This is a genomic window from Streptomyces cupreus (assembly GCF_014257025.1).
Lineage (GTDB): Bacteria > Actinomycetota > Actinomycetes > Streptomycetales > Streptomycetaceae > Streptomyces > Streptomyces cupreus.
The window spans coordinates 1-3,577 of sequence record NZ_JACMSF010000142.1 but is presented as its reverse complement, the minus strand read 5'-3'; the positions used below and the strand labels follow the sequence as shown (position 1 = coordinate 3,577).

The 3,577-nt window shown below is 63.0% G+C and carries 2 protein-coding genes and 1 pseudogene; 2 read left to right on the top strand and 1 reads right to left on the bottom strand.

Features of this window, described 5'->3' with window-relative positions:
• The coding region (locus H4N64_RS43900) for a Pycsar system effector family protein (protein ID WP_186288223.1) at positions 1-1,135 on the top strand (1,135 nt) is incomplete at its 5' end.
• 8 nt (positions 1,136-1,143) lie between these two features.
• Here H4N64_RS43900 and H4N64_RS47110 read toward each other — a convergent pair.
• Positions 1,144-1,248, bottom strand: a pseudogene (locus H4N64_RS47110) (transposase); the annotation flags it as partial.
• A 674-nt stretch (positions 1,249-1,922) separates the two neighbouring features.
• On the opposite strand from H4N64_RS47110, the gene H4N64_RS43895 reads away from it, so the two are divergent.
• A complete protein-coding gene (locus H4N64_RS43895; RefSeq protein ID WP_260860444.1) occupies positions 1,923-3,536 on the top strand; it encodes an IS4 family transposase in 1,614 nt (537 codons plus the stop codon).
• Positions 3,537-3,577 lie beyond the last annotated feature (41 nt).

Below are 3,577 nucleotides of genomic sequence, written 5' to 3'. Positions count from 1 at the left end.
TGAACAGAAGGCACTATCGAAGTTTACCCTGCTGGAAGATAGTTTCGATGAAGTCCTCGATGCGATAAAGCATATGGATGACAAGATAGGTCGGCTTCTAACGAGCGTGGCATTCCTGACAACAGCGATGCTCGCGCTGGGCTCTCTCAGCGCAGCCCAATATTTGGGATACGACTTTCAAGTAACTCCATATGAACTACCAGTGGTACTAATTTCGATAACCGTCTTCCTTCTCGGCGTATTCATGGCGGTTATGCTACTGCTCGCGGGTCGCGCGGCCCCAATTGGCGTGCCGGGAGTAAGTGGGGATCCTGCATCGAACCCACTTAACAGTGCCGGTCACCCAAGGAAGATGTCACAGCTGTGGTTTTTGAAGATAGCAGAAGCCACGCAAGATGAATGGGAAGGTGAATGGAATCGCAGCATAGATGAAATAAGGGAAGATAGAGAGAGTGATCTGCGCAAGGAAACTCAGAACCTTGCCCGGCGGGCAACTTTTAAGCATGACCGGATTAGAGAAGCCGTTGCAGTCCTCGCTCTGGCACTACTCGCCTTTTCGGTGGCCGTTGTCTTTGCGTCGGCGGCAGCAGGCTCCTGCCCGGCGGGCGCGGATTCATGCAAACTGCCTATAACGGTCCCCATCGAGACGTTTCATCGCTTCCTCCTAGGTGCGCTATTCGCCGTCTACGTCTTCGTTCAGGTCGGCATCCCGGCAAGGCATGTGAATCAATCAATAACGCCCACCGTAAATGAAGAAGAGTGCAAAGTAAAGAAATTGATTCGCTTCACGTCGCTTTACGCCCTGTTCGCCGCCTTGTTGGTGGGGGCGCTCCTGCTCCACCCTGGCCTTCCCGACTGGATTTGGCTCCTCCTTGTCAGTATATTCGCAGCCGCAAGTATGGCGATATTTCCCTTTTCCATAAGGAGAGGAGGTGGAAGGGGTGCGATGACGTGTGTCGTAATAGCCCTAACTTGCGCAGTCACCGTCCCGGCTGCGTATTTTGGAATTGATGGCAAGTACGCCTGGCAGTTGACTTGCGCAGCCGGCGCGTCGGGGGCTCTCCTGTTGTCATCTCTACTGCGCCCAACGTTCGACCTGCTGGAACGCCAGAACCGAGTGGCAGCGGCCCAGTGACCTGGGTAGGGGCGTGAGGGCAGGATGGTGTCCGGGCATGTGGCGGCGGTCGGCTCGATTAAGGCCCATCGGGCGTCCGACAGGTCGCTGGGGTACGGTTTCCGCTGGATCACGCCGTAGCGTGATCATGGATGCGGCGGACGGTGCTGTTTCGCTGCTGCTGGGCGTTTCTGCCTGATCTTCAAACGAGACGGACTTCAGACGCGAGAACCGGAGCAAACGGGCGGACAAGTTCGCGGCTCGATGAACGCGAGGGTGCACGTATGGGGCGAACACCTCAAGCCTGACGGTCAGGAAAGTTAACTTACCGGCATGAACCATCTCTAAATGCCCACTTAGTGCCCTTCTTGTGGTGGGCGGGGCGGCTGTATGCCTCGCCCGTGGCGAGGACTGCTCGGCCCCGAGCCCGCGCTTTCTCCGGGTACGAGCGAACGATCTCAGCACAGATGATCTGAGCAGCACGCGGCCCGCCGCTCCTGTACCCCGGGGACCGGCGGGCCAGAGCGCCTCCGAGGACGCCCCTTCGCGGGGATCGCAGAACATACGCCCACATCAGCCCAACCGAAAGATGTCGGCCCCATTGACCTGAAACCGACACAGAGGCAGCCTGAACTTTCCCGCGCTCACCAGGGGTTCGCATGTCCCATAGCACGGACCAAGTCCCAAGGCCGGGTAGTTAACGGATTCTTGCTGGTGGCAAGGCGTTTCGGAGTCGATCGCAACGCGGGCAACGGAATCGACGTTGATCAGATGGTCCGCCAAGACTGCTGATCGCCGAGGAGCCCCGTTGCCTGCATCTCTGTGTGCCCTGCCACCCGGTCTGACGACCTTCTCTCAAGAACTCACGGTGGCCGCGGGGCAGTACGGGCCTGGTCACCTGGGTGAGTTGACCCAGGTCGTACCCTTCGACCTCGTCGACGCCGTCCTGGAGGAGACCCGGTGTGTGCAGCGCCGGTTACGGGACCTGCCCACACGGGTCGGGGTCTACTTCTTGCTCGCGATGTGCCTGTTCCCGGAGGTCGGCTACCGGTTGGTGTGGCAGAAGCTGACCGCGGCACTGGCGGGTGCCGGGCTGGAGACCGCGTGGCCGACCGCGAAGGCACTCCGCGACCTGCGCCGACGAGTCAGTCCGGCGCCCGTCCATCGCTTGTTCGAAGTCCTCGCCGGCCCGCTTGCCCAGCCCTCCACGCCCGGCGTGAGCTTCGGGTCCTTCCGGACGGTCTCCTTCGACGGCTGCAGCTCGATCAAGCTGCCCGACAGCGTCCGGAACGTGGACCGCTTCGGTCCACAGAGCCGTGGTGGCTATCCGATGCTGGAGCTGATGACCTTGGTGGAGACCGGGACTCGGGCCCTGATCGGCGCGGTATTCGGAGCCACCAGCGACGGGGAGACCGCCTATGCCCGCCGGCTGCTGCACCACCTGAGCCCGAACATGCTGGTCCTGTGGGACAAGGGCTTCGACGCCAACGCCTTCCTCGCCGCCGTGGCCGACACCGGTGCGCAGTTCCTGGGCCGGCTCCGGGCCAACCGCCGCACCCCGGTCCTTGTCAGGCTCGCGGACGGCTCCTACCTGTCCGTCCTCGGCACCCTCCCGGTCCGGGTCGTAGAAGCACAGATCGCCGTGACCTGCGACGACGGCAGCACCTTCACCGGCTCCTACCGCCTGGTGACCACTCTCACCGACGCCCGCCGCTACCCGGCCGGCGCTCTCGTCGGCCTCTACCACCAGCGGTGGGAGCACGAATCTGCCTACTTCGCGCTGCGGCACACCGTTATGCGGGGCCGGGTGCTGCGGTCCGGCGACCCGGTCGGTGTCGAGCAGGAAATGTGGGCCCTGCTCAGCCTCTACCAGGCCCTGCGGACCGTGATGGTCGAGGCGGCAGAGTCCCGGCCGGGCACCGACCCGGACCGATGCGGCTTCACCATCGCCCTGCACACAGCCCGTGACCTGGTCGTCCAGGCCGGGAGCATCACCGGAAGTGCAACGATCGGCGTCATCGGCCGACGGATCCTGGCCGGACTCCTCCCAGCCCGACGGCCGCGTGTCAGCACCCGCAAGGTCAAGTCGCCGATCTCCCGCTACCACGACCGCCAGCAAGACGGCCGCCCGGACACAAGCCGCACCATCACCGGTCTCCACATCAGCATCCTCGAGCCCGAACCACAGCTACCCGCAGCGTCACACGACGACCGCCACACCCCGCCGGAAGACCGCCGCCGGCAGCGTGTCCTGGAAGTCCTCGACACCGAGCCCGACCGCCATTGGCACCCACGCGACCTCGCCCGCCACCTCGGCGACGTCACCCTGGGAACCATGCGCCGACAACTCGACCGATGGGCACGCCACGGACACATCCGCAAAACCGGACCCGCCACCTACACCAGCCAAGGCACCCGATAACCCCCTTGCCACCAGCAAGAATCCGTTAACTACCCGGCCTT